At 66.4% G+C, this 24,374-nt stretch carries 23 protein-coding genes; 11 read left to right on the forward strand and 12 right to left on the reverse strand.

What is annotated here, in order from left to right; all coding sequences use genetic code 11:
• Positions 1-32: 32 nt before the first annotated feature.
• Positions 33-1,196 carry a CaiB/BaiF CoA transferase family protein gene (locus AC5Y6Y_RS14225; RefSeq protein ID WP_473138875.1) on the reverse strand — a complete coding sequence of 388 codons (1,164 nt, stop codon included), beginning with the start codon at positions 1,194-1,196 and terminating at the stop codon, positions 33-35.
• Between the two features lie 288 nt (positions 1,197-1,484).
• Between AC5Y6Y_RS14225 and AC5Y6Y_RS14230 the strand changes: the two genes are divergently transcribed.
• Positions 1,485-2,141, forward strand: coding sequence for a DUF427 domain-containing protein (locus AC5Y6Y_RS14230; protein WP_473138874.1), 657 nt, complete (start codon positions 1,485-1,487; stop codon positions 2,139-2,141).
• Here the strand turns inward: AC5Y6Y_RS14230 and AC5Y6Y_RS14235 are convergent.
• Genes AC5Y6Y_RS14235 through AC5Y6Y_RS14245 form a run of 3 tightly spaced genes read right to left on the reverse strand, consistent with a single transcriptional unit; the run spans position 2,111 to position 5,097 of the window.
• Positions 2,111-3,277 (reverse strand): acyl-CoA dehydrogenase family protein, encoded by a 1,167-nt coding sequence (locus AC5Y6Y_RS14235; RefSeq protein ID WP_473138873.1) that lies wholly within the window; start codon positions 3,275-3,277, stop codon positions 2,111-2,113. The genes AC5Y6Y_RS14230 and AC5Y6Y_RS14235 overlap by 31 nt on opposite strands.
• Positions 3,278-4,198, reverse strand: a complete 921-nt coding sequence (locus AC5Y6Y_RS14240) for an LLM class F420-dependent oxidoreductase (protein ID WP_473138872.1) — start codon at positions 4,196-4,198, stop codon at positions 3,278-3,280. It lies immediately after the preceding gene.
• A 5-nt stretch (positions 4,199-4,203) separates the two neighbouring features.
• Positions 4,204-5,097: an acyl-CoA thioesterase gene (locus AC5Y6Y_RS14245; protein ID WP_463827933.1), complete on the reverse strand. Its 894-nt coding sequence runs from the start codon at positions 5,095-5,097 to the stop codon at positions 4,204-4,206.
• 120 nt (positions 5,098-5,217) lie between these two features.
• Here AC5Y6Y_RS14245 and AC5Y6Y_RS14250 point away from each other — a divergent pair, with 120 nt between their 5' ends.
• The 3 genes from AC5Y6Y_RS14250 to AC5Y6Y_RS14260 are packed head-to-tail and all read left to right on the forward strand — an operon-like array spanning position 5,218 to position 7,458.
• Positions 5,218-6,048 (forward strand): SMP-30/gluconolactonase/LRE family protein, encoded by an 831-nt coding sequence (locus tag AC5Y6Y_RS14250; RefSeq protein WP_473138871.1) that lies wholly within the window; start codon positions 5,218-5,220, stop codon positions 6,046-6,048.
• Between the two features lie 34 nt (positions 6,049-6,082).
• Positions 6,083-6,910 carry a thioesterase family protein gene (locus AC5Y6Y_RS14255; protein WP_473138870.1) on the forward strand — a complete coding sequence of 276 codons (828 nt, stop codon included), beginning with the start codon at positions 6,083-6,085 and terminating at the stop codon, positions 6,908-6,910.
• A gap of 2 nt (positions 6,911-6,912) precedes the next feature.
• Positions 6,913-7,458, forward strand: coding sequence for a TetR/AcrR family transcriptional regulator (locus tag AC5Y6Y_RS14260; RefSeq protein WP_463827930.1), 546 nt, complete (start codon positions 6,913-6,915; stop codon positions 7,456-7,458).
• A gap of 63 nt (positions 7,459-7,521) precedes the next feature.
• Here the strand turns inward: AC5Y6Y_RS14260 and AC5Y6Y_RS14265 are convergent, their stop codons facing one another.
• The 3 genes from AC5Y6Y_RS14265 to AC5Y6Y_RS14275 are packed head-to-tail and all read right to left on the reverse strand — an operon-like array spanning position 7,522 to position 10,772.
• Complete coding sequence (locus AC5Y6Y_RS14265) at positions 7,522-8,889, reverse strand: FAD-binding oxidoreductase (RefSeq protein ID WP_463827929.1); 1,368 nt, start codon at positions 8,887-8,889, stop codon at positions 7,522-7,524.
• On the reverse strand, positions 8,886-9,656 hold the full coding sequence (locus AC5Y6Y_RS14270) for a glucose 1-dehydrogenase (RefSeq protein WP_473138869.1): 771 nt from the start codon (positions 9,654-9,656) through the stop codon (positions 8,886-8,888). The genes AC5Y6Y_RS14265 and AC5Y6Y_RS14270 overlap by 4 nt, the downstream gene beginning before the upstream one ends.
• Before the next feature lie 15 nt (positions 9,657-9,671).
• Positions 9,672-10,772, reverse strand: coding sequence for an NAD(P)H-dependent amine dehydrogenase family protein (locus tag AC5Y6Y_RS14275; RefSeq protein ID WP_473138868.1), 1,101 nt, complete (start codon positions 10,770-10,772; stop codon positions 9,672-9,674).
• Positions 10,773-10,952: 180 nt separating this feature from the next.
• On the opposite strand from AC5Y6Y_RS14275, the gene AC5Y6Y_RS14280 reads away from it, so the two are divergent.
• On the forward strand, positions 10,953-12,365 hold the full coding sequence (locus AC5Y6Y_RS14280; protein WP_473138867.1) for a PE family protein: 1,413 nt from the start codon (positions 10,953-10,955) through the stop codon (positions 12,363-12,365).
• Positions 12,366-12,374: 9 nt separating this feature from the next.
• On the opposite strand, the gene AC5Y6Y_RS14285 is transcribed toward AC5Y6Y_RS14280, so the two are convergent.
• Positions 12,375-12,998, reverse strand: a complete 624-nt coding sequence (locus tag AC5Y6Y_RS14285; RefSeq protein WP_463827925.1) for a TetR/AcrR family transcriptional regulator — start codon at positions 12,996-12,998, stop codon at positions 12,375-12,377.
• A gap of 162 nt (positions 12,999-13,160) precedes the next feature.
• Here AC5Y6Y_RS14285 and AC5Y6Y_RS14290 point away from each other — a divergent pair, with 162 nt between their 5' ends.
• Positions 13,161-13,286 (forward strand): hypothetical protein, encoded by a 126-nt coding sequence (locus AC5Y6Y_RS14290; protein ID WP_463827924.1) that lies wholly within the window; start codon positions 13,161-13,163, stop codon positions 13,284-13,286.
• Between the two features lie 2 nt (positions 13,287-13,288).
• Here AC5Y6Y_RS14290 and AC5Y6Y_RS14295 read toward each other — a convergent pair whose 3' ends face one another.
• The 4 genes from AC5Y6Y_RS14295 to AC5Y6Y_RS14310 all read right to left on the reverse strand — a co-directional run bounded on the left by AC5Y6Y_RS14295 (position 13,289) and on the right by AC5Y6Y_RS14310 (position 16,711).
• Positions 13,289-14,731 (reverse strand): NAD(P)(+) transhydrogenase (Re/Si-specific) subunit beta, encoded by a 1,443-nt coding sequence (locus tag AC5Y6Y_RS14295; RefSeq protein ID WP_463827923.1) that lies wholly within the window; start codon positions 14,729-14,731, stop codon positions 13,289-13,291.
• Positions 14,728-15,048, reverse strand: a complete 321-nt coding sequence (locus AC5Y6Y_RS14300; RefSeq protein WP_463827922.1) for an NAD(P) transhydrogenase subunit alpha part 2 — start codon at positions 15,046-15,048, stop codon at positions 14,728-14,730. Before AC5Y6Y_RS14300 ends, AC5Y6Y_RS14295 begins: the two co-directional genes overlap by 4 nt.
• Complete coding sequence (locus AC5Y6Y_RS14305; protein WP_473138866.1) at positions 15,049-16,155, reverse strand: Re/Si-specific NAD(P)(+) transhydrogenase subunit alpha; 1,107 nt, start codon at positions 16,153-16,155, stop codon at positions 15,049-15,051. It abuts the gene before it with no gap.
• A gap of 94 nt (positions 16,156-16,249) precedes the next feature.
• Entirely contained in the window at positions 16,250-16,711 is a 462-nt protein-coding gene (locus AC5Y6Y_RS14310) for a nuclear transport factor 2 family protein (RefSeq protein ID WP_473138865.1), read from the reverse strand.
• A gap of 143 nt (positions 16,712-16,854) precedes the next feature.
• On the opposite strand from AC5Y6Y_RS14310, the gene AC5Y6Y_RS14315 reads away from it, so the two are divergent.
• From AC5Y6Y_RS14315 to AC5Y6Y_RS14335, 5 genes are all read left to right on the forward strand, one after another.
• On the forward strand, positions 16,855-18,075 hold the full coding sequence (locus AC5Y6Y_RS14315; RefSeq protein ID WP_463828026.1) for an acyl-CoA dehydrogenase family protein: 1,221 nt from the start codon (positions 16,855-16,857) through the stop codon (positions 18,073-18,075).
• Positions 18,068-18,910, forward strand: coding sequence for a tyrosine-protein phosphatase (locus AC5Y6Y_RS14320; protein WP_473138864.1), 843 nt, complete (start codon positions 18,068-18,070; stop codon positions 18,908-18,910). The genes AC5Y6Y_RS14315 and AC5Y6Y_RS14320 overlap by 8 nt, the downstream gene beginning before the upstream one ends.
• A 75-nt stretch (positions 18,911-18,985) precedes the next feature.
• Complete coding sequence (locus AC5Y6Y_RS14325) at positions 18,986-20,629, forward strand: PE family protein (protein WP_473138863.1); 1,644 nt, start codon at positions 18,986-18,988, stop codon at positions 20,627-20,629.
• Positions 20,630-20,767: 138 nt separating this feature from the next.
• Positions 20,768-22,348: a PE-PPE domain-containing protein gene (locus AC5Y6Y_RS14330; protein WP_473138862.1), complete on the forward strand. Its 1,581-nt coding sequence runs from the start codon at positions 20,768-20,770 to the stop codon at positions 22,346-22,348.
• A 151-nt stretch (positions 22,349-22,499) separates the two neighbouring features.
• On the forward strand, positions 22,500-24,314 hold the full coding sequence (locus tag AC5Y6Y_RS14335; RefSeq protein ID WP_473138861.1) for a PE-PPE domain-containing protein: 1,815 nt from the start codon (positions 22,500-22,502) through the stop codon (positions 24,312-24,314).
• Positions 24,315-24,374: the final 60 nt, after the last annotated feature.

Genomic DNA, 24,374 nt, shown 5'->3' on the forward strand with positions numbered 1-24,374 from the left:
TTTGCATAGTTTTGTAAAGCGCCCGGTGGGGCTCAGGAGTCGCGGCGAACCGCCAGCTCGGCGAGCACCTCGGCGGTGTGCTGCCCCAGCTCAGGGGCCGTCCAGCGCGGTGACCAGGGGGTACCGTGGAAGTCCGCCGGCGTGGCCACCATCGGCACGGTCGCCTCTCCATCCGGCACGTCGACGATTCCGCCCGCGGCATGGAACTGGTCGTCGGCGACGATGTCTTCCAGGGAGTTGATCGGCGACCAGAAGAAGTCCGGTTCGCCGGCGAAGGGTTCGGCCCATTCGTCCAGCGTCCTGGTCGCGAAGATGTCGTCGAGTTCGGCAATGAGTTGTACCGCGTTGTCGGCGCGGGCGCGGGCATTGGGGTATTGCGTGAGCCACTCCGCCTTGCCGACCACGCGGCACAGCGCCGGCCAGTGCCGCTCGACTTCCAGTCCGACGATCCAGAACCGGCGCCCGTCGCCTGCGGCGTAGTTGTTCATGCACGGGTTGCCCATGGTGGCGCGTTGTCCGATCGCGATCGGCTGACCGGTGAGCAGATAGGTGTTGAGGTCGAAGCTCACCGTGTAGGCGCCCTGGCGGTACAGCGACGTGGTGACCAGTTGGCCCTCACCGGTGCGGGCGCGGGCCACCAACGCTGCGCACACGGCCGCCGCCAGGGTCATGCCGGCCGAGTGGTCACCCATGCCGCCGCGCTGGAACGGCGGCGTGTCGCCGGGCCGGGTCAGCAGGTGGGCGATACCGCCGCGCGACCAGAACGCGGCCACGTCGAAGGCGGCGCGGTCGGCGTCCGGCCCGGTTTCGCCGTAGCCGGTGATGAGGCCGTAGACCAACTTCGGGTTGCGCGCCGACACCGACTCGTAGTCCAGTCCCAGCCGCTGCAACGTCGCGGTTCGGACGTTGGTGACGAAAACGTCTGCGGCGGCGAGTAATTCGAATGCCGTGTCGCGGCCGGCGTCAGTCGTCAGGTCCAGGACGATGCTCCGTTTGGACCTGTTGTCCATTTCGAACGGTGGGTTCACGCCGAGGTCGCAGCCCAGCATCCGGCCGAACAGCCGCCCGGGGTCGCCGGTCGGTGGTTCGATCTTGATGACGTCGGCACCCCAGTCGGCCAAGATGCCTGCGGTCGCGGGCCCAGCGACCCACACTCCGAGTTCGACGACGTTGATGCCTGCTACCGGTCCTGCCATGACTGGGACCTTAATCGGCTGCGTCAGAACGGTGGTTCGTCGGGCAGTGGTGCTCGGGGTGGTGGTGCCCAGGCCGGGGGGAGGTCCTCGGGTTCGCGGGGGTCGTTGACCCAGGTGCAGAACGGGCTGGTGCTGGGCATCGGGACCCATCTCCAGCAGCTCGTCGAACATACTTTCGATTATGCCGCATCAGTCCGACAATCTCTCGTGTGCTGTCTCGGTGCAGACGAGTACGGGCACCCCGACGCGGACGGGTTATCCCGCTGCGCCTGTTACTACGCTGTACCGATGAGTCTGGTAACCGGCCGCGGGCCGTTGAGCAGCGATCCGGCCGGACGTTTCGTTCCCCCGATTCCCGCCAATGTCGTTTATATCGAGCCACATCCGCGTCGGATCCTGGCGATCAAGCACAGCCGCACCGTCATCGACACCGAGCAGGCCCTGCTGGTGCACCGGCCCGACCGCCCGCTCAGTTACGCCTTCCCCGCCGACGCGGTCACCGACCTGCCCAGCGAACCCGAACCTGACGCGCCGGGTTACCGGCGCGTGCCGTGGGACGCCGTCGACGCCTGGTTCGAAGAAGGACGCAAACTGGTCCATTACCCGCCGAACCCGTACCACCGTGTCGACTGCCGTCCGACCAAACGGCGCCTCACCGTATCCATCGACGACACCGTCCTGGCCGATACCGACGATACGACTGTGGTCTTCGAAACAGCTTTGCCGCCACGGCTTTACGTGGCGCCACAGCATGTGCGCACCGACCTGCTGCACAAGACCGACACGTCCACCTACTGCAATTACAAAGGGTTCGCGACGTACTGGGCAGCGGCCGGCAAAGAACTAGCGTGGAGCTACGAGGACCCGATGCCCGAAACCTCGCCCATCAAGGGATTTTTCAGCTTTGACGCCACTCAGGCCGACGTCGAAGCCGAACTCCCGTAGGCAGGCCGGCCCAGCCGGAGTTCGTGCTGGGCGATCATGTTGCGGAACACCTCCAGGGATCCGCCGTAGATCCCGACCGGCACCGCCAGCCGCGCAACCTGTTCGGTCGCGCCGTCATCGGGCGACCCTTTAGTGCCGGTCGGCAGTACCGACGCCGGGCCCAGCAGCTCCATCAGATCCCGGGAGACGTCCCGCATGGTCTGCGCGATCGCCACCCGTCCGTACATCCCCGGGGTGGACAGCGCCGCCTCTATCTGGGCGCAACTGCGTCCGAGCCGGTATGCCACCGCGTCGTCGTCCACATCCACGTGCGCCGCAACGCCGTCCAGCGCTTCGGCCATCAGCATGCCCTGCATCACCATCGCCGCGACATCCTGCAGGCCGTGGTCCCCTGCCTCGGTCAGGCCGTGTTCGGAGTCGAGGGCGGCCCGCATCACCGTCCAGCCGCCGTTCACCTCGCCGATCCGGTAGACGTCATCGACCCGCACATCGCTGTAGTAGACGATGTTGGTGCGGTCGCCGTCCAGGGTCCGGATGCCCTGGATCTCGATGCCCGGGGTGTCCAGCGGCACCAGAAACATGGTCAGGCTCTGGTGTTTCGGCGCTTGCGGGTCGGTGTTGGTGAGCAGGAAGACGTATTTCGCGTTCTGCGCGTTCGAGGTGAACATCTTGGAGCCGTTGATGATCCAACCCTCGCCGTCCCGCACCGCGCGGGTTTTACAGGTGGCGACGTCCGAACCACCTTCGGGCTCGGTGTAACCCAGACACAACCGGATGTGGCCGGAAAGCACACCGGGCAAGACCTTTTCGGCGAGTTCCGGGGCTCCGAACTGCTGCACCAGGTGAGCGACCACCGAGGTGGTGCCCCAGTGGTACCACGGGGTGTGCGCCCGCGCGATCTCCAGGTTGAAGATCCGCCTGCGGACCGGGCTGAATCCCCCGTCGGACTCCTCGTTCCAGTCAGCGGCCAGATACCCCGCCTCGCCGAGCGCCAGATGTACCTTCTCGTCGAAGTTTTCGCCGAATTCACGATTGCGGCGCAACACCTCGTCGGTGACCAGCGAAGTCACCAGGGCACGCGTCCGGTCGTAGAAGGCCTGGTCGTCGTCAGACAGCGCTACCCGGGAGAAGTCCATTCAGATCACATCTATCACCGAAGAGCGGAACCGGTCGATGGTTTCCAGGATGTGCGTCAGGCTGTCGCCGGGCAGGTGCACCGTGGTCCAGGTAACGCCCAGTGCGGCAAGCTTTTCCAGACCGGCAAGGTAGGCGTCGGCATTGAAGTCATCGGTGGCCGGATTGCCGCCGTCGAAGTTGGTGAAGGTCACGTCCACCGTCGACCAGTCGCGGCCCAGGGATTCGCACCTGCGCCGCAAATCGTCGATGCCCGCGGCGAGCTTGTCCACGGAGTCGATGGAGGCGGTGCCCGCGGTGCGGGCCAGACCCGCCGGTGCCGGGAACGGACACCAGCCATCGCCGTACTGAGCCACCCGCTGGCGGGCCGTGGTGGTATTGCCGCCCACCCAGATCGGTGGGTGCGGATGACTGACCGGGCGCGGATGCGCGGTGATGCCCCGGGCGGTGAAATGCCTACCCTCGTAGGAGATATCGTCGGAGGTCCAGACGGTGCGGATGACATCGAGCGCTTCTTCGAACAATGCCGCACGCTCGTCGTAATCCACACCCAGCGCGGCGAACTCCTTCCTGAGGTAACCGACCCCCACCGCCAGCGTGAAACGACCCCCCGACAGCACGTCGAGCGTCGCCCCGGACTTGGCCACCACGAACGGATTCCGGTAGGGCAGCACCACGATGTTCGGGATCAGCCGCAGCGTGGTGGTCCGGGCCGCCGCATAACCCAGTGCGACAAAGGGATCCAGCGCGTCGTGACCGCCGGCCTGCAGCCAGCGCTCCGACGGCGCCGGGTGGTCGGTGAATCCGAATCCGTGCAGACCTGCCTGCTCGGCGGCCGCGGCCACCGTCGCGATACCGGCGCCGGTGATCAGCTCCGGATTGTAGGGATGGCTGTGCATCGGGTGCGTGACGGTGAACCGCATGGGAATCAGAACCGCGCCCGGGCATCGATCGAGGTGTCGCTGGTGCGCAGCGGGCGGATCAACGCCTCCTGGGCGAACGAACACAGCAGCTCGCCGTCTTCGGTGTGCACCGTGCCGCGCACGTAGGACATCCCGGCACCAACCTGGGTGCTCTCATGGGTGTAGAGCAGCCAGCCGTCCCAGCGCACCGGTTCATGGAACGAAACGAAGATCGACATCGGTGCGGTGGAGACCGTCAGGTGCGCCTGGGCGGTGCCGATGCCCTCGTGGGCGCGCATGGTCGTCGAAATCCCTAGGTGGCCAGTGAAATACGCGAGCAATGCCTTGGCCAGGTCGTCGCGCTCCGGGATCGGATCGTAGTGCAGCCAGGCGTACAGCTCCGGCGGCCCGACCTCGTCGGGGCTGTTGACGTCGACCACGTCAACGAGCCGCAGTTGCCGCCCGATCATCGGCATCTGCGACACGTTCGCGTCCGCAGGCGCGGCCACCTCGGGTCGCGGCTGATGGTGGCGAATCACGTCGTCGGTCGGCACATCGGTCAGCACCGTGACCACGACGCAGCGCTTCTGGTTCTGGTACACCGAGACCACCGCGGTGGCCGTCGACCGTCCCTCGTTGAGTACGTCGAGGACGAGTTCGACCGGCGGGCCGACCATGATCGCGCGGGCGAAGACCGCATGCGCCGAGCGCACCGACTTGCCCTGGAACCGGGTGGCCGCGGCCACGATCGCCTGGGCCACCACCTGAGTGCCTTCCACGACCTGGCGGCCGTCCTGTCCGGGCAGTCCGGTCTCCGCGGCATAGCGATCGACACCGTCAATGGCCTGCACCGCGAAAAGATCCAGTAGGCCCGCGACCGACCATTGGGCCTGGTCCGATTCTGTCGTCAACGCGTTCACCCCTTGCTCCGGCAGCTCCCGCCCAGCGTGACATTTTGCGTATTGTTTGTAAAGCTAGATAAGGGTCCGTCGCGGTACGGTACGTTGACAGCAACGCCCGCGTTGCATGACACTTCTGCAGTGATTTGTAAAGGCACGACGGCAGCGCCCCCGCTCGCCCACGGCTTTTGCTTCGGCGAGGGTCCGCGCTGGTTCGAGGGCCTGCTCTGGTTCTCCGACATGCTCGGGGAAGCGGTCCACACTGCGGACCTGCGCGGCTCCCTGACCACGGTGCCGTTGCCGGGCCGCACGCCCTCCGGCTTGGGCTTTCGCCCCGACGGTTCGCTGCTGATCGTGTCGGCCGACGATCGGGTGGTGCTGAGCTACGACGGCGAGACGGTCGTCCCGATCGCCGACCTGACGAAGCTCGCGCCGGCCGGCCTCGGCGACATGGTGGTCGATCACGCGGGACGCGCCTACATCGGATCCCAGGCATTCGAAGGCGGGCTGATCATCCGCCTCGATCCGGACGGCCGCGCCGTCGTCGTCGCCGACGATCTCGACTTCCCCAACGGGATGGTCATCACCGAAGACCGCAAGACCCTGATCGTCGCCGAGTCGGTTGGCCGGCGGTTGACCGCGTACCGCATCGGGGACGACGGTGCACTGCACGACCGCCGGATCTTCGCCGACAACCTGGACGGGCCGCCGGACGGTATCGCGCTGGACGCGCAGGGCGGGGTGTGGGCGGCCATGACGCTGGCGCATCAGTTCGAGCGGATAATCGACGGCGGCGAGGTGACCGACCGCATCGACATGGACGGTCGGGTGGCCATCGCCTGCGCGCTGGGCGGCCCGGAGCGACGCACGCTGTTTCTGCTGTCGAGCACCGATGCTTATCCCCAGCGCCTGGTGGGCACCCGGCTGTCGCGGCTGGACGCCGTGCGGGTCGAGGTTCCCGGCCTGCCCTGAACGTAAGGTCTGCCGTGACACGAAAGGTGGGTGAATGTCCGACTCGTACTACGAGCTGATAGGCGATGACACGCACGGCGAAAAATTCCGTGCCACCGATCTTTCCCGCGGTACCTGGTCGGCCACCATCCAGCACGGCGCGCCGGTGTCGGCGTTGCTGGTGCGCGCCCTGGAGCGCTGCGCGGCGCGCGACGACACCCGGCTCAGTCGCGTCGTCGTCGACCTGCTCGGCCCGGTGCCCGCCGACGGCGACCTGTGGGTGCGGTCGCGCATCGAGCGCGGCGGCAGGCAGATCGAACTGGTGACCGCCGAGATGCTGGCGCCGGGCCCCGACGGGCAGCCCCGGCCGGTCGCCCGCGCCAGTGGCTGGCGGCTGCAGCAACTCGACACCGGGGCCATCGCCCACGCCTCGACCCCGCTGCCGCGCCCGGTGTCCGAGGCCCGCGAACGCAACATGAAGGCGCAGGGGTGGGACCGCAACTACGTGCACAGCCTGGAGTGGCTCTGGTTGACCGAGCCACTGGCTCCCGGTGGCGGCGAGTCGTGGATCAGACCGATCGCCGACCTGGTCGCCGGTGAAGCGATGACGCCGTTGGAGCGGCTGTTCGCGGTCGCCGACTGCGCCAACGGGATCGGCAGCACGCTGGACATCAGCAAGTGGACTTTCCTGAACACCGATCTGGCGGTGCACGTGTTCCGGGTGCCTGCCGGGGACTGGATCGGGATTCGAGCGGAGACCAGTTACGGACCCGACGGCATCGGGACGACAATCGGGTCATTGTTCGACGAAACCGGTGCGGTCGGCGCCATCCAGCAGTCGGTGCTGGTACGGCCCCGACCGCCTAAGCCGCCGAAGGTGTAGCCATGACTCAAGCCTCCGAGACGGACACCTTCGAGTCCGACAGTTCCACGCGCCTGCGCATCCTGGCCGCCACCGCGGAAGTGCTCGCTCGCAGCGGCAAGACCAAACTCAGCCTGTCGGAGGTCGCCGCCCAGGCGGGGGTATCCAGACCGACGCTGTACCGCTGGTTCGCGTCCAAAGAAGAACTGATGTCGGCGTTCTCCCGCTACGAGCGGGAGGTCTTCGAACGAGGGATAGCCAAGGCCACCGCCGGGCTCAGGGGCGTCGAAAGGCTGGACGCCGCAATGCGATTCATCGTCGACTTCCAGTACTCCTACTCCGGGGTGCGGATGGTCGACATCGAACCCGAGCACGTCATCTCCCAAATGGGCGGGGTGATCCCGGAGATGCGCGCCGGTCTGCAACGACTCATCCCGGGACCCAATGCCGCGGTGAAGGCGGCGACGGTGATCCGAATTGCCATCTCGCACTACGTGGTTCGCAGCGACGACGCCGACCAGTTCCTGGCGCAGTTGCGGCACGCCGTCGGCATCAAGAACAGCGACTAGCCCGGCAACCTCGGTGCGCGAGCAGACGCAAAAGCCCCCTGAGGGGGCGCTTTTTAGGGGCTTTTACGTCTGCTCGCGCGAGAACAGCACCGCCGCATTGAGATAACCCGTCGGGTCCAACGCCGCCTTCAACGTCCGCATCGCCGCGATATCCGCCGCCTCGCGGGACATACCCAGATACGGCCGCTTGCGGGTGCCGACCCCGTGCTCGGAGCTGACGTTGCCACCGCACCCGGCGACCAGGTCCATCATCTGCGCATACAGCTCGTCCTCGCGGTCCGCCGGAAAGCGCAACACGTTGAAATGCAGGTTGCCCTCGCCGACGTGGCCGAACAGCAACGGCAGCGCCTCGGAAACCGAACCGGTCACCAACTCCACTGCCCTACAGGCGAAATCAGAGATCGCCGACAACGGCAGCGACACGTCGAACTTCAGCGGCGGCCCGTGCCCGCCCAATACCTCGGCCAGTGATTCCCGGACACGCCACAACCGTTGCTGCGCAGCCACATCCACGCCCACCGCCGGCTCCCCGCACAACCGCACTCCGTCGAGCAACTCAGCCAACCGCTCGCTCTGATCGTGGTCGGCGGCCAACTCCACCAGCAGCAACCAGTCACCGGGCACCGGCGGAGGCACCCCGAGCTCGGACTGGACCAGCGCGGCGGCCCGGCCGTCGATCATCTCCAACGCGGCGATCCCGTCGACCTCGGCGAACTGCCGGCCAACGTCGACCAGCTCCGCGAGATCGTCGAACCCGCAGACCGCCGTCACCCGGTGCGCCGGGGTCGGGTGCAGCCGCAGGTCCAGCGCGGTGATGACGCCCAGGGTGCCTTCGGCGCCGACGAACAGCGCGGGCAGGTCGTAACCGGTGTTGTCCCGGCGCACCCGGCTGTGCCGGCGCAGCACTGTCCCGTCGGGCAGCGCCACGTCCAGACCGACGATCTGCTCGCCCATGTTGCCGTAGCGCACCGTGCGTAACCCGCCGGCATTCGTCGAAGCCATCCCGCCGACGGTCGCGGTAGCGCGGGCCGCCAGGTCGACGCCGAACACCAGGCCCGCCGCCGAAGCGGCCTGCTGCACCGCCGCCAGGGTGGCTCCGGCACCGGCCGCCACCCGGCGTTCCGACGAGTCGACATCACCTACGGCACAGAGCCTTTCGGTGGACAACAACACGTCGTCGTGCTCGGGAACGGCGCCGGCCACCAGCGAGGTCCGGCCACCCTGCACGGTCACGAAGGCGCCGGCATCGCGGCACACCCGCAGCACCTGCGCGACCTCGTCGGCCGAACCCGGGCGTACCAGCGCGCTGGCACGACCGCGGTACCGTCCGGTGTGGTCGACGCTGCGACCGGCGAGCACGTCGGGATCGGTGACGACGTGATTGGCGCCCACCACATCCCGCAACGCGCCGGCCAGACCCGCCGCGGTCATCCAGCGCTGAAATCTTTATGGTTCACGTCGGTCACCAAGCCGCCGTCCATGATGAACTCGCTGCCCGTCGCGTAGGACGCCTCGTCGCTGGCCAGGAACACCACGAAGGTCGCCACTTCGCGCGCCTCGGCGGGACGTCCCAGCGGAATGGTGACCATGTCCTCGGGCAGGTGGGCGGTCATCGGGGTGCGGATGAAGCCGGGGTGCAGCGAATTCACCCGGATGTTGAGCGGCGCCAGTTCCAGTGCCGCCGACTTGGTGATGCCCCGCACCGCCCACTTGGACGCGACGTACGGATGCACCATCGGCGCGCCCCGGATCCCTTCGATCGAGGACACGTTGATGATGGACCCGCCGCCGGCCTCGGTCATCGGGTCGACGGCCGCGCGCATGCCCAGGAAGGTGCCGGTCAGATTGACGTCGAGCACCTGCTGCCACTTGTCCATCCGGAACGCGCGCAACGGCCCGGCCGCGACGATGCCGGCATTGTTGACCAGCACGTCGAGCTTCCCGAATTCGCCGGTCGCGGTGGCGACCGCCGCTTCCCACTGGTCCTGTTGGGTGACGTCGAGGTGGACGTAGCGCGCCGAGTCACCGATTGCTTCGTTGATTTCGGAGGCCAGTGCGCTGCCCTCGTCGTCTCGGATGTCGCCGATCACCACCTTGGCGCCTTCGGCGGCCAGCAGCCGCGCGTCCTCGGCACCCATTCCGCGGCCGCCGCCGCTGATCAGCGCGACCTTGCCCTCGACCCGTCCCGGTCGTTCCATTGAGAGTCCTTTCGGTTATGTGGCGACTGGATCCGGCGGCGCGAACAGGCCGGTGCCTGTGACCAGCGGCAGGTCCAGCGTGTTCCGAATGCCGGGTGGGGCGGCGATCACATCCGGGATGGAGTTGACGATGCGGCCGGCAGCGCCGGCGATCGCGGCGTGGTTGTGGTCGCCCTTGCGGCTGGTCGGCACGATGTCCACGGCGTACGACGGTTCGCCGGTGATCTCGACCCGGTACGAGCCGGTGCCCGCGGCGGGCTGCGGAAGATCCGGCCGCAGATCCGGACGCAGCCGGGTGATGTGCTCGATGACGATGGCCGGGTGTCCCTTGACCAGGCCGCGTATCTCGAACTGCAGGACCGCGACGGTGCCCTCGGCCACGTGGCCGACGGCGATGTCGAAGTCCTCCGGCGCCGGTTCACGTTGGTAGGACTCGGTGATCTCGTCGACCTCGATGCCCAGGCCGGCCGCCAACTGTCGGATCGCGGTTCCCCAGGCGATGCTGAGCACACCCGGTTGCAGCAGCATCGGAATCTCGTCCATGGGCCGGGCGAACCCCATGTAGTGCATCACTTCCGCGCCGTTGTAGCTGGCATAGTCGTGGATCTCCATGCACCGCACCTGCTCGATGCGCTGGCAGGTGCCGGCCAGTGCGAACGGGACCAGGTCGTTGGCGAAGCCAGGGTCCACGCCGGTGATGAAAATACTCGAATTGCCTTGCTGCGCAGCGGCTTCCACCCGACCGATGTACTTCTCGGGCATCACGCCCCACGGGTACTGCAGCAGCCCGGGCGACGACCCGACGACGTTGATCCCGGCGGCCAGGATGTTCATCACGTCGGCCATCGCGTCCGGCAACCGGGTGTCACCCATGGCGCAGTACACGATGCAGTCGGGTCGGGTGGCCAGCAGTGCGTCGAGGTCGTCGACGGCTTTGATCCCGGTCTCCGCCGGGGCGTCCAGGCCGACTCCGCAGAGTTCGCCGGCATCCTTACCGACTTTTCCCGGATTGGACACGCATACCCCGGTCAACTCGAACGTCGGATTGGTGATGAGTCCGGCCAGCGCCAACCCGCCGACATTTCCGGTGCCGACATGGGCGACACGAATCGCCATGACTGTCCTTCCGTCCGTAGGGCCCAGAAGAGATCCGAACTTTTCCAGACAGTAGTCCATAATTTTTGAAGGGGTTCCGATGGCACTGCTGTCGCGAAACGCCGAAATACCCGGCGGCACCGTTCTACCCTCTGTGGGTGCCTACTACCCGCGGTCTCGGGTAGGGGAAGGACGGGGGAAATGTCCTACTTGCTTGCCACGATCGACACGCTCGCAGCTGCGGCCACCGACGTAGACGGCATCGCCGCGGCCATCCAGGCGGCCAACGCCGCAGCCGCCGGCCCCACGTCGGGACTGCTCGCCGCGGCCGGTGATGAAGTTTCGGCCGCCGTCAGCGCGCTGTTCAACGCCTACGGCGCCGAATACCAGGCAGTCGTGCGCCAGCTGGGCGCCTTCCAGAGCGAATTCACCCGCACGCTGGCCGCAGCCAGCAATGCCTACGCACAGGCCGAGGCTGCGGCGGTCCAGGCACTGGTCGGCCCCACGACGGGAGCGGCGCTGCCGGCGGCAGCCACCAACGTCGCGCTGATCATGGGCGGCACCAACAATCCGCTGCCCATTCAGGAGTACATCGACGACATCCGCACGAATTGGCTCAGCAGACTTTATTCGGGCGTACCTTCCTTCGGCTTACTCACTCCGCAACAGTTCTGGCCGGTCACCCCCGACATCGGCACCATGACGTACAGCCAGTCGGTCGCCAAAGGTGTCGCCGCGTTGCACAGCGCGATCCAATCGCAGATCGGTTTCGGCAACAGTCCCGTCGTGTTCGGCTATTCGCAGAGCGCGTCGATCATCAACAACGAGATCCTGAACCTCATGGCGAACGGCTCGCCGTACCACGATGAGCTGTCGTTCATCATGGCGGCAGCCGGAAACAACCCGAACGGGGGCCTGCTGGCCCGCTTCCCCGGCTTCTACCTGCCCATCCTGGACGTGCCGTTCAACGGCGCAACGCCGGCCAACAACCCGTACGAGACCCTGATCTACACCGCGCAATACGACGGCGTCGCGCATGCGCCGCAGTACCCGACCAATATCCTGGCCGACGTCAACGCGCTGATGGGCTACTTCTACGTGCACAACCAGTACCCGACGTTGAATCCTCTGGACGCGGTCCAGCTGCCCACCTCGCCCGGCTACGACGGTGCCACCAAGTACTACATGTTCCTGACGCAGGATCTGCCGCTGCTACAACCGATCCGCGACATCCCCTACGCCGGTCCGCCGATCGCCGACATCTTCCAGCCGGCCCTGCGAGTGATGGTCGACCTGGGCTATTCCGACTACGGCTACGCCGACCTGCCGACTCCGGCCGGGTTGATCAACATCCCGAACCCGTTTGCCGTCGCGTACCACCTGGGCCAGAGTCTGTGGATGGGCCCCTACGGCGCGGCGGTGGAGATCGGCGTGGAGGCCGGGTTCTGGGGTCCCGAGCACTTCCCGGACGCCTATCCCTGGGTCCCCTCGACCAACCCCGGCCTGAACTTCTACCTCGGTCCGCAGTTCAGCCAGCCGCCGGTGACGCTGCTGTCGACGGTCGGGGGCGCGCTGGGCAACGTCCTGCACATCATCCCGCCGATCTTCAACTGAGCAGGACGGTCACGGTCCCAGCGGAGCGGTGGTGCGGATCCCCTCGTCGCGAATCAGACCGCGCAGCAGCGCCGTGCTGAACTCGGCGGCGATCTCCTTGGCCGACCGCCGTCCACTCGGCCGCAACCAGCGGTAGCTCCCCAGCGTCATCCCGATATAGCCGAGCGCCAGCACGTGCGAGTCGCACTCGTAGAACTCGCCGCTGGCGACCCCCCGGTCGATCAGGCCGTGCACGTGCTCGTAGACCTGGGCTTCCTTCTCGCGGACCTCGGCCACCTGTTCGCTGGTGAACCACTCGGTGATGTAGGGCTGTTCCTGGAAGTACACCGCGGCCCGCTCCGGGTTGCTGGCGATGCCCATCAGCAGCCGGACGGTGTACTGGTACAGCGCTTCCCGGGCGGTCCAGGTCGGATCGTCGTGCACCGCGGCCAGGGTGCCCTCGGCCGCCTGACGGTAGATGTCGAACAGGATCAGCGACTTGCTGGCGTAATAGTGATAGACGGTCGCCTTGTTCAGGCCGATCACGTCGGCGACGTCGTCCATCCGGGTGCCGTGATAGCCACGGGCGGCGAACAGCTTGGTCGCAACGGCCAGCAACTCTTCGCGGCGTGTCAGGCCAGTTTCGGACGGCATCGGTACTCGCTATTCGTCACTGCCGCCCCGGTCGAACAGCACCCGGCGCGACATTTACCAATCAACTGGTTGGACAGTTTACGGGCGATGCCGCCTGTCGCTGCGACCCGGATGGGACTAGACTCGATTTTCGGACCCAGTCGCGACGAGAGAGGCGAAGGAATGGACCCCACTCCTGACTACGACGGCAGCGACGAGATCGAGTTCTTCTTCAGCTATCTGACCTGGGGTTTGCGCGGGGTGGAGTCCGGCAACGGCTACCCGCCGCCGGCCTACCCGCCCGTCTAGAGCTACAGCGCTTTCAGTTCCTCGGCGACCTCGGTCACCGATTTCTTCGCGTCCCCGAACAGCATCGTGGTGTTGTCACCGAAGAACAGTGGGTTCTCGATGCCGGCGTAACCCGATGACATCGAACGCTTGAGCACGATCACCGAACGGGCCTCGTCCACGTTGAGGATCGGCATCCCGTAGATCGGACTGGACGCGTCGTTGCGCGCCGCCGGGTTGGTGACGTCGTTGGCGCCGATCACGATCGCGACATCCGTCCGGCTGAACTCGCCGTTGACGTCGTCCATCTCCTTCATCGCGTCGTACTCGACGTCGGCTTCGGCCAGCAGGACGTTCATGTGGCCCGGCATCCGGCCGGCCACCGGGTGGATCGCGTACTTCACCTCGACGCCCTTGGCCTCGAGCAGCGACGCCATCTCCTTGACCGCGTGCTGGGCCTGCGCGACCGCGAGCCCGTAACCCGGCACCACGATCACCTGATTGGCGTAGGCCATCTGGATCGCGGCGTCGGCTGCGGAGGTGGACTTCACGGTGCCCTGCTCGCCGCCCGGACCGGCCGCCGCGCCGCCGTCACCGCCGAACGAGCCGAACACGATCGCCGGGATGGATCGGTTCATCGCGACCGCCATCAGGTTGGTCAGGATCGAACCCGAGGCGCCCACGATCATGCCGGCGACGATCATCGCGGTGTTGTTCAGCGCCAGACCCGCAGCAGCCGCCGACAATCCGGTCATCGCGTTGAGCAGCGAGATCACCACCGGCATGTCCGCGCCGCCGATCGGGAACACCACGAACAGCCCCATCACGCCCGCGAAGGCCAACACCAACAGGATCCACCAGACCGGCCGGCCCGGGGTCAGCCCGAGGTAGACCGCAACGCCGACCGCGCCGAACAACAGCACGATGTTGGAGAGCTGGAAGAGCTTGGCCGACGCCACCAGCCGCTTCTCCACGTTCTTGGGGATCGACTCCTGCAGCTTCAAGAACGCCACCAGCGAACCCCAGAACGACACCGACCCGATGATCGCGGCGAACAGTGATCCGACGACCAGCGCGACGGTCGGCGACTGGTCCGGCCGGAAGACCGAGAAACCTTTGGTCTCAATGAATTCCGACCAGGCGATCAAGGCGACAGTGCCGCCGCCGACGCCGTTGAACAGCGCCACCAGCTGCGGCATCGCGGTCATCTTGGTCTTCTTGGCGGGTGGCACACCCAGCACCACGCCGATGGTCAAGCCCGCGGCGATCAGTATCCAGTTGAACGGCGCGGTGTCGCGCACCTTGATCAGCGTCGCGACCACAGCGATGCCCATACCGACCGCGGCGATCCAGTTGCCGCGCACCGCGGTTTTCGGGCCGGTCAGGCCGGACAGGCCGTAGATGAACAACGCGAACGCCGCGATATAGAGGACGTCCACGCCGTAGTTGACGTTCTGCGCGCTCATTTGACGGCTTCCTTGTCGGGCGCGGGCTTGCGCGACTTGAACATGCCCAGCATCCGGTCGGTCACCAGGAAGCCACCGATCACGTTCAGGGTGCCGAAGATCAGCGCGACGAACGCGATCGCCCGCACCCCCCAGCCGGCGTCGGCGGGCAGTTCACCCAGCACCAGCAGCGCACCGAGCACCACGATGCCGTGAATGGCGTTGGTGCCCGACATCAGCGGCGTGTGCAAGGTGTTGGGCACCTTGGAGATGACCGCAAATCCGACGAACCCGGCGAGCACCAGGATCGCCAGGTTGGCCAACAGCTGGTCGTACATCTAGGAGTCCTCCCCGGTGGTTCGGGTCACGCACGAGCCTGCGACGACCTCGTCGTCGAAGTCCGGCGCCAGCTTGCCGTCCTTGATCAGCAGCTCCAACAGCGCGGTGATGTTCTTGCTGAACAGTTCGCTGGCGTGCTCGGGCATGGTGGCCGGCAGGTTCAGCGGCGACGCGATCGTCACGTCGTGCTTGACCACGGTCTGCCCCGGCTCGGTGAGCTCGCAGTTCCCGCCGGTCTCGCCGGCCAGGTCCACCACCACGCTGCCGGGCTTCATCGCCTCAACCGCAGCAGCGGTCACCAGGCGCGGCGCCGGGCGGCCCGGAACCAGCGCGGTGGTGATCACCACGTCGAAACCACTGATCGCCTTCTCCAGCTCTTTCTGCTGCTGGGCGCGTTCTTCGTCGGTGAGTTCGCGGGCGTACCCGCCCTCGCCGGCCGCGTCGATGCCGATGTTGAGCCACTGGGCGCCCACCGAGCGCGCCTGGTCGGCCACCTCGGGACGCACGTCGTACCCGGTGGTCCGGGCGCCCAGCCGCTTGGCTGTGGCCAACGCCTGCAGTCCGGCTACCCCGACGCCTAGCACCAGCACGGTCGCCGGCTTCACGGTGCCCGCCGCGGTGGTCAACATCGGGAAGAATCGGGTGGACTCCGAGGCGGCCAGCAGCACGGCTTTGTAGCCGGCGACGTTGGCCTGCGACGACAGCGCATCCATGGCCTGGGCACGCGAGATGCGCGGGATCGCCTCGAGTGCGAACGCCTGCACCCCGGCCTGCTTGAGGGCACCGATCGCGTTCTCGGCATTACGCGGCGCGAGGAAACCGATCAGGGTCTGCCCGTCCCGCAGCTTGCCGACCTCCTCGGCGGTGGGTGGCGCCACCTTGACCACGATGTCGGCGGCCCAGGCATCGCCGATGCTGGCGCCGGCGTCGGTGTAGAGCTCGTCGGGCAGCAGCGCCCGCTCACCCGCGCCGGATTCGACCACGACGGCTGCGCCGCTTTTCACCAGTCCTGCGACCGCCTTGGGGACCAGCGCGACCCGGCGCTCGTCGACTCCGGACTCGGCGACGACCCCGACCTTCACGAGTCCCGTCTGCGCTTCTGTCATGGCGCGTACATCTACTTCCCTCATAGGTTGGGGTGGACCCCGATTAGATTGCTCAGACACCCTACGGGACTGTTCGGCCGCCCAAGAAACGCGACTACCAGAGCGGTATTTCGCTGTCGTGCTGGACCGCCGGGCGCGGACCGAAGATTCGCCGCTGCGCTTCGGTGATCGGTACGTCGTTGATGCTCGCTTCGCGCCGCGCCATCAGACCGTCGGCGGTGAACTCCCACAACTCGTTGCCATAGCTGCGAAACCATTGGCCGGTGCGGTCGCGGCATTCGTATTGGAATCGCACGGCGATGCGGTTGTCGTGGAAACTCCACAAGCTCTTGCGCAGCGAATAGTCGAGTTCGCGCTGCCACTTGCGGGTCAGGAATTCCACTATCTGCGCGTGGCCGACGAGGTGCTCGTCGCGGTTTCGCCACTGCGAGTCGGCGGTGTAGGCCAAGCTCACCCGGTCGGGATCGCGGGTGTTCCAGGCATCCTCCGCGGCTTGCACTTTGAGTTGCGCCGTAGCGGCGGTGAACGGCGGAAACGGCGGGCGGGGCTCGGTCATGACCACCATTCTCCCCCGCGAGCAGACGCAGAATCGCACAAATCCTGCCTGCCACATGCGATTCTGCGTCTGCTCGCCAGCGGGAGGTACCCCTACCCCGCGGCGGAGCGGATTGTCATATCGTGGCGGTCATGGACTTCGCGATGTCGGCCAAAGGCAGCGACTACCACAAGAAATTGTCCGACTTCATGACGGAGCACGTGTTTCCGGCCGAGGCCGAATACGACAGGTACCGGCACCAAGCCGGCCCCAATGACCACAGCGTGCCGCCGGTGGTCGAAGACCTCAAGATCAAGGCCCGCGAGCGTGGCCTGTGGAACCTGTTCCTGCCGGCCGAGTCCGGACTGACGAACCTGGAGTACGCGCCGCTGGCCGAGCTGACCGGCTGGAGCCTGGAGATCGCGCCCGAGGCGCTGAACTGCGCGGCGCCGGACACCGGCAACATGGAGACGCTGCACCTGTTCGCCACCGAGCAGCAGCGCAAGGACTGGCTGGAGCCGCTGCTCAACGGTGAGATCCGCAGCGCGTTCTCCATGACCGAGCCGGCGGTGGCCAGCAGCGATGCCCGCAACATCGAGACGTCGATCGTGCGCGACGGCGCCGACTACGTGATCAACGGCCGCAAATGGTGGACGTCGGGTGCGGCAGACCCGCGCTGCAAGATCCTGATCGTGATGGGCCGCACCAATCCGGAGGCCGCCAGCCATCAACAGCAGTCGATGGTCCTGGTCCCGATCGACACCCCCGGGGTGACCGTGGTGCGCTCGACGGGCGTGTTCGGCTGGCAGGACCAGCACGGGCACTGTGAGATCGTCTACGACAACGTGCGGGTGCCCGCCACCAACCTGCTCGGTGAGGAAGGCGCGGGCTTCGCGATCGCCCAGGCCCGGCTGGGTCCGGGCCGCATCCATCACTGCATGCGTGCCCTCGGCGGCGCCGAACGGGCGCTGGCGCTGATGGTGCACCGGGCCAACACCCGGATTGCATTCGGCAAGCCGCTGGCCGACCAGGGACTGGTGCAGCACGCAATCGCCAAGTCCCGCAACGAGATCGACCAGGCGCGCCTGCTGTGCGAGAAGGCGGCCTGGACCATCGACCAGCACGGCAACAAGGCCGCTCATCTGCTGGTCTCACAGATCAAGGCGGTTGCCCCGCAGGTGGCCTGCGACGTCATCGACCGCGCCATCCAGGTGCACGGTGCCGCCGGCGTCTGCGACGACACGCCACTGGCCCGGCTGTACGGCTGGCACCGCGCCATGCGCATCTTCGACGGTCCCGACGAGGTGCACATGCGCACCATCGCGCGCAAAGAGCTCGGCGGGGAACAGTCCGCGCTCGCCGCGGCGGTCACCCGCCATGGCTGACGGCCTGCGAGAATTGCCGGGCGCGTGGAATTTTCGCGACGTCTCCGACACGGTCCCGGCGCTGCGTCCGGGCCGGTTGTTCCGGTCCAGTGAGCTGAGCAGCCTCGACGACGACGGCCGCGCGATACTGCGGCAACTGGGCATCACCGACGTCGCCGACCTGCGCGCGGCCCGGGAGGTGGCCCGGCGAGGTCCGGGACGCGTGCCCGCCGGCGTCGAGGTCCACCTGCTGCCGTTTCCCGACCTCGCCGACGACGATAAGGCAGCCGACGCCGGCACCGACGACGAGGCGCCACACGAGTCGGCATTCAAGCGGTTGATGATCGAGGGCGAATCCGACGAGTCGGACGAGGCCATCGAGGCCAAAGCCGTCCGCTACATGACCGACGAATACCGCCAATTCCCCACCCGCAACGGGGCGCAACGCGCGGTGCACCGGGTTTTCACCCTGCTGGCCTCCGGCCAGCAGGTCCTCACGCACTGCTTCGCCGGCAAGGACCGCACGGGTTTCGTGGTCTCCACCGTCCTGGCGGCGGTCGGGCTGGACCGTGACGTCATCATCACCGACTACCTGCGCAGCAACGACGCCGTCGCCACGCTGCGCGACCGGATCAGCGACATGATCGCGCAGCGCACCGACGTCGAACTGACTCCCGAGGTGCAGACGTTCACCAAAGCCCGGCTCTCCGACGGGGTGCTGGGGGTGCGAGCCGAATACCTCGAGGCGGCATGGCAATCGATCGACGAGTCGCACGGGTCGCTGGACGGTTATCTGCGTGACACGGGAATCACCGAGGACGATGTGGCCCGGCTGCGGAGTGCGCTGCTGGGCTGAGCTCCCTATGAGCTCGGCCAAAGCCCGGACAGCCCGGCGGGATTCGCCCTACCCTCTACGCAGGAGGGAGTCAGCTTGTCTCACGTATTCGCACAACCGCCCGTATTGACTGCAGCCGCAACCGAGTTGGCCGGGATCGGCTCGGCCGTCGGGGATGCCGCCACGCTCGCCGCTGCACCGACCACCGGCATCCTGACCGCCGCGGCGGACGAGGTGTCGGCCGCCATCGCCAACTTCTTCGGTGGCTTCGGGCTCGAATTCCAAACTGTCAGCGCCAATTTCGGCCTGCTCTACGACGGATTCGTGCAGCGGCTCAACGCCACCGTGGCGTACTACACCAACGCCGAGGCGATCAATGTCGCTCAGCTGGTCCAGGGCGCGACGGGTGGGCTCCCCAACCCGCCGACCGGCCCGGCCGTCCCGATCGGGAATGTGGCGATCATCATGGGCGGGACCGGCACGCCGATACCGGGACCCACGTACGTCAATGCCGTCTATGACCTGTTCGTGGCGCCCTTCAACCCGCCTGCCGTCAAGATACCGCTGGCCACACCCGAGCAGCTCTACCCCATCACCGGCGTGCGGTCGCTGCCGCTGGCCACCTCCGTGCAGCAGGGGTTGGAGATTCTCAATGCCTCCGTCTCGGAGCAACTCGCCGCCGGAAACCACGTCACCGTCTTCGGCTACTCCCAGAGCGCCATCATCTCGTCGCTGCTGATGCAGCACTACATCTCGCTGGGTCCGAACATGCCGAACCCGGACCTGATCAACTTCGTCCTCACCGGCAACGAGATGAACCCCAATGGCGGGATCCTGGCCCGCATCCCGGGCTTGAACATCTCCACCATCGGCCTGCCGTTCTACGGCGCCACCCCCGACGGCCCCTATCAGACGACCACCTACACGCTGGAATACGACGGCTTCGCCGACTTTCCGCGCTACCCGCTGAACATCCTGGCCGACATCAACGCGGTGTTCGGCATCCTCACGGTGCACACCACGTACGCGGATCTGACCCAGGCCCAGATAGATTCGGCCATTCTGCTGCCGACCGAGGGTCCGACGAACAACGAGTACTACATCATCCCGCATCCCGATCTGCCGCTGCTGGACCCGGTGCGGGCGATCCCGGTGATCGGCCCGCCGCTGGCGGCCCTGGTGCAACCCGACCTGAAGGTCTTCGTCAACCTCGGGTACGGCGACCCGAACTACGGCTATTCCACCAGCCCGGCCAACGTACCCACCCCGTTCGGACTGTTCCCCAACGTGCCGCCCGGCGTCATCTTCGATGCCCTGGTCGCCGGGACCAACCAGGGCATCAACGACTTTGCCGCCGCGTTGCCGGTTGCGCTCAGCACGCCGCCGGTGATCCCCACCCCCGCGTTCCCGCCGCTGATCCAGGCCTACCTGCCGGACCCGCCGCCGAGGGTGCCGGCGACCCCGGTGAACATCGCCAACACGTTCGCTTCCGTGGTGTCCACCGGCTACTCGGTGCTGCTGCCGACGGCCGACCTGGCCACCGCGTTCGCCACCACCCTGCCGGCCTACGACGCGACCCTGTTCGTGAGCCAACTACTGCAGGGCAACATCAGGGAAGCGATCGAACTTCCACTGGCGGCGACGGCCGGATTGGCGGCGCTGGGCGGCATGATCGAATTCATCGCGGTGGTGGAAGCGGCGGCGGAAATTGCTCAGGACCTGCAGAGTCTCTCCTTCTGAGACCGGCCGGGCGTTGATCTCAATTCGGTTGCGCAGCAACAAATCACCGTAAAACGCCGATGTTTCCGGGTGTTCCCCCTACGCTTGCGCCTGGGTTCAGGGGTCAGCGCAGCCTGACGGTCGGGAAAGGGTGTGGCCTTGTCGTATCTATTCGTTGAGCCGGAAATCGTCACGGTGGCGGCCGCGCAGGTGGCAGAGGTCGGCTCCGCGATCGGCGCCGCCAGCGCCGCCGCGGCTGCGCCCACCTCGAACCTGCTGGCGGCGGCCGCCGACGAGGTGTCCGCGGCCGTCGCGAATTTCTTCGGCGCGTTCGGGCGCGAGTACCAGGACCTCCTCACGCAGCTGACCGGATATCAGAACCAATTCCAGCGGACAATAACCGCAGCGGCGACGGCGTACTCCACCACCGAGGTGGCGTCGGCCGCGGCCCTGCCTTGGGTTCCCAACGACGTGTCGCTGTTCATGAGCGGGACCGGGGTCCCGATCGTCACGTCACAGTTCATCCAGAAGGCCAACGACCTCTATGTCGGCGCCACCGGCCTACTGCGCGGACTCAACACTCCTGAGGAGCTGTATCCGCTGACCGGAGTCAGGAGCCTGTACTTCAACAAGTCAGTCGATCTGGGACTGACCATTCTCGACAACGCCGTCTTCGAGCAGATCCAGCAGGGAAGGACCGTCACTGTTTTCGGGGTTTCGCAGAGCGCGGTCATCTCGTCGTTGTACATGCGGAATCTCGCTGCGGGTCTGACGAGTTTCGGAGCCAACCCGCCGGGGGCGGGGGAACTCAACTTCCTGTTGGCCGGCAACGAGATGAATCCGAATGGCGGTCTGCTGTCCCGCTTCCCGGGCCTGTCGATGACGAGTCTGGGCCTGGACTTCTACGGCTCCACCCCGTCGGACACCATCTACCCGACCAAGATCTACACACTGGAATACGACGGCTTCGCCGATTTCCCCAAGTACCCGCTGAACATCGTCGCCGACCTCAATGCGATCGCCGGCATCATCTATGTCCACCCGACGTATTTGTCGCTGACGCAGGCGCAGGTCGCGAACGCCATTCAATTGACGCCGTCGCCGGGCTATACCGGCAACACCGAGTACTACATCATCCCGACCGAACACCTGCCCCTGCTCCAACCGCTGCGCGCGATACCCGGCATCGGCAATCCGTTGGCCAATCTGCTGGAGCCGACTACGCGGGCGATCGTCAACCTCGGCTATGGCGACCCGGCCTATGGCTACTCCACCAGCCCGCCGGACGTACCAACCCCGTTCGGCCTGTTCCCCGAGGTGGCTCCAAGCACTGTCTTCAACGCGCTGACAGCCGGGGTGCAGCAGGGGGTCACCAATTTCAGCTCCGACGTGCAGGTGCTGCTCAGCCAGCCGCCCGTGGTGCCGACGCTGGACCTGCCCATCCCGACCGCGCTGCCGTCGCCGTCGACCATCGCCAACACGGTGGCGTCGATCATCTCGACCAACTACAGCGTGCTGCTGCCCACCGCCGACATCGGGCTGTCCATGGTGACCTCGCTGCCCGCCTACAACCTGCAACTGTTCACCGAACAACTCGCGCAGGGCAACCTGATCAATGCGATCGGCTATCCGATTGCCGCCGACATCGGATTGGCGACGGTGGCCGGCGGCGTCGAAGTCCTGGTGATCGCCGAGGCGGCGGTGAACACGATCCGCGACATCCAGTCCCTTTTCGCCTGAAAGATCCCGTCGGATATTTAGTCGGCAAAAGCAGTATGCGGTTGACCTGGCCGTTCTAGTCTGACAAGTGCCGAGCTCACTGGTGTCCTCAGCGCCGGGTTATCGAGCTCAGCTCCGCAACGAAATACCCTGGCCGTGAAGGGACTTCGCCGTGTCGCAGCTGACCGTGCAACCGTCATCGATTACCGCCGCCGCCGAGAACCTGGCCGGTATCCGAACCGCTCTGGCAGAAGCCAACGCTGCCGTCGCCGGACCGACCACCAGTCTGCTGGCCGCAGCTGCCGACGAGGTGTCCGAGGCCGCGGCCCAATTGTTCGGTGTGTTCGGGCTGGAGTACCAGCAGATCGTCGGTCAAGCCGCGGCGTACCATGCGGAGTTCAACCGTGCCCTGGCCGCGGCCAGCCTTGCCTACGCGGAAGCCGAGCTGGCCAGTGCGGCAGCGCTGGCGGCACCGTCGCCGATCGAGGCGTTATTCGCCCCGCTGCTCGCACCGTTCCAGTCGCTCTTCGGACCGCCCGCCATTTCGGGCGGAACTCCGGTGACCGCGCCCCAGGTGTTGCCGTCAACCGACGTGGCGCTGATCATGACCGGCAGCGGTACGCCGATACCCACGCTGGCCTACATGGCGAGTGTGCGGCCCTGGATTGCAGCCACGCTCACCCAGGGTCTGTTGATACCGCTCAACACCCCCGAGGGGCTGTATCCGCTGACCGCGATCAAGGATCTGCCCCTCAACATCTCCGTCGACCGTGGCGTCGAGATGCTGCACAACGCGCTCTTCTCCCCCACCGGGCTGATCACCGACAACCAGAGCGTTTCGGTACTGGGTTACTCGCAGAGCGCCGCATTGTCCTCGATCGAGTTGCGCAACCTGGTTGCTTCGAACATCCCCTACGACCCGGCCAACCCGCTGACCTTTACCCTGCTGGGCAACCCGATGGCACCCAACGGGGGCCTGCTCGCCCGCTTCCCGGGCCTGACGCTGCCCGCCCTGGGCCTGGACTTCTTCGGCCCGACACCGTCCAACACCGGCTACCCGGTCAACATGTTCTCGTTGCAGTACGACGGCTACACGCAATTTCCGAGGTACCCGATCAACTTGCTGGCCGACCTGAACGCTTTCCTGGGCATCCAGACGGTGCACGGCGACTACCCGAGCATCATCCAGGCCGACGGGACGCTGGCCCCCGGTTACAGCATGGTGGAGTTGCCGGTGTCGCCCGGCAATGGCACCGACAACTACTATCTGATCACCTACGACGGCCTACCGCTGGTGCAGCCGATCCGCGCGATCCCGGTGATCGGGAATGCGTTGGCAGAGCTGGTCGAACCGAATTTGACCTACCTGGTCAACTGGGGATACGGCGACCCGCGCTACGGCTATTCGACCGGCTACGCCGATGTGCACACGCCGTTCGGGCTGATCCCGCCGATCCCACCGAACTTCATCGGTGACCAGATCGCGCTGGCCAACCAGGGTTGGGGCGCGTTCGTGGGCGAGGTCGGCGCGATGGTTCCGACGTCGCTGCCGGCACTGACGGATCTGCTCCCGACAGGTGGTGGCGGCGGTGACGGTGGCGGGCTGCCGTTCGAATTGCCCTCCCTCGAGGGCATTTCGGTGAACGGCATCTTCGACGCATTGGAAGCGGCGAACACCAATGTCACCACCGCAGTCACCACTTCGGCCGCAGCCGCCTACGCGACGCTGCTGCCCACCGCCGACATCGTCAACTCGCTGTTCACCACCCTGCCTTCCTACAACGTGAATCTGTTCCTGGACGGCATCCAGCAGGCGTTCAATGGTGACCCCGCGGGGTTGATCAACGCGTTCGGTAACCCGATCGCCGCTGACGTCGCGTTGTTGACGCTGGCCGGAGGTTTCCAGCTGATCGTGGTGATGGACGCGCTCACTTCGATCATCGACAATCTGACCGGCGCTCTCATCCCTATCGATGTGATTCCGTAGTCGACGCATTGGTAAAAGTGCTGCGTGGAAATGCGAACGGCTCTACGCTGGCACATGCCG

The organism is Mycobacterium sp. NGS24 (assembly GCF_059813065.1).

Excerpts from the sequence above, each read along its gene's own strand:
- AC5Y6Y_RS14315 (WP_463828026.1), top strand. The coding sequence starts at position 16,855 with ATGTCGGCCAAAGGCAGCGACTACCACAAGAAATTGTCCGACTTCATG.
- AC5Y6Y_RS14300 (WP_463827922.1), bottom strand. The coding sequence starts at position 15,048 with ATGTACGACCAGCTGTTGGCCAACCTGGCGATCCTGGTGCTCGCCGGG.
- AC5Y6Y_RS14230 (WP_473138874.1), top strand. The coding sequence starts at position 1,485 with ATGAGTCTGGTAACCGGCCGCGGGCCGTTGAGCAGCGATCCGGCCGGA.
- AC5Y6Y_RS14285 (WP_463827925.1), bottom strand. The coding sequence starts at position 12,998 with ATGCCGTCCGAAACTGGCCTGACACGCCGCGAAGAGTTGCTGGCCGTT.
- AC5Y6Y_RS14235 (WP_473138873.1), bottom strand. The coding sequence starts at position 3,277 with ATGGACTTCTCCCGGGTAGCGCTGTCTGACGACGACCAGGCCTTCTAC.
- AC5Y6Y_RS14295 (WP_463827923.1), bottom strand. The coding sequence starts at position 14,731 with ATGAGCGCGCAGAACGTCAACTACGGCGTGGACGTCCTCTATATCGCG.
- AC5Y6Y_RS14255 (WP_473138870.1), top strand. The coding sequence starts at position 6,083 with ATGTCCGACTCGTACTACGAGCTGATAGGCGATGACACGCACGGCGAA.
- AC5Y6Y_RS14270 (WP_473138869.1), bottom strand. The coding sequence starts at position 9,656 with ATGGAACGACCGGGACGGGTCGAGGGCAAGGTCGCGCTGATCAGCGGC.
- AC5Y6Y_RS14260 (WP_463827930.1), top strand. The coding sequence starts at position 6,913 with ATGACTCAAGCCTCCGAGACGGACACCTTCGAGTCCGACAGTTCCACG.
- AC5Y6Y_RS14275 (WP_473138868.1), bottom strand. The coding sequence starts at position 10,772 with ATGGCGATTCGTGTCGCCCATGTCGGCACCGGAAATGTCGGCGGGTTG.
- AC5Y6Y_RS14290 (WP_463827924.1), top strand. The coding sequence starts at position 13,161 with ATGGACCCCACTCCTGACTACGACGGCAGCGACGAGATCGAGTTCTTC.
- AC5Y6Y_RS14225 (WP_473138875.1), bottom strand. The coding sequence starts at position 1,196 with ATGGCAGGACCGGTAGCAGGCATCAACGTCGTCGAACTCGGAGTGTGG.
- AC5Y6Y_RS14240 (WP_473138872.1), bottom strand. The coding sequence starts at position 4,198 with ATGCGGTTCACCGTCACGCACCCGATGCACAGCCATCCCTACAATCCG.
- AC5Y6Y_RS14320 (WP_473138864.1), top strand. The coding sequence starts at position 18,068 with ATGGCTGACGGCCTGCGAGAATTGCCGGGCGCGTGGAATTTTCGCGAC.
- AC5Y6Y_RS14305 (WP_473138866.1), bottom strand. The coding sequence starts at position 16,155 with ATGACAGAAGCGCAGACGGGACTCGTGAAGGTCGGGGTCGTCGCCGAG.
- AC5Y6Y_RS14265 (WP_463827929.1), bottom strand. The coding sequence starts at position 8,889 with ATGACCGCGGCGGGTCTGGCCGGCGCGTTGCGGGATGTGGTGGGCGCC.
- AC5Y6Y_RS14280 (WP_473138867.1), top strand. The coding sequence starts at position 10,953 with ATGTCCTACTTGCTTGCCACGATCGACACGCTCGCAGCTGCGGCCACC.
- AC5Y6Y_RS14310 (WP_473138865.1), bottom strand. The coding sequence starts at position 16,711 with ATGACCGAGCCCCGCCCGCCGTTTCCGCCGTTCACCGCCGCTACGGCG.